1 protein-coding gene is annotated in these 333 nt (G+C 51.1%); it reads left to right on the top strand.

What is annotated here, in order from left to right:
* The coding region (locus D1831_RS14315) for a hypothetical protein (protein WP_179950339.1) at positions 1-333 on the top strand (333 nt) is incomplete at both ends.

Raw genomic sequence — 333 nt, 5'->3', positions numbered from 1 at the left:
GACACAGATACCGACTCAGATGCCGATGCCGATACTGACACGGATACCGATACGGATACTGACTCTGATGCCGATACCGACACGGATACTGACACTGATACCGATACGGATACCGACTCAGACGCAGATACGGATACTGACTCAGACACTGATACCGACTCAGATGCCGATACCGATACTGACACGGACACGGATACGGATACTGATACTGACTCCGATACCGACACTGATGCGGATACTGACTCCGATACTGACTCAGATACAGATACCGATGCTGACACGGATACCGATACGGATACCGACTCGGATGCTGATACTGACTCAGATGCCGAT

Source organism: Lactiplantibacillus garii (assembly GCF_003885105.1).
Lineage (GTDB): Bacteria > Bacillota > Bacilli > Lactobacillales > Lactobacillaceae > Lactiplantibacillus > Lactiplantibacillus garii.
The sequence above is the reverse complement of the archived record's forward strand: the minus strand, read 5'-3'. Positions and strand labels throughout refer to the sequence as shown.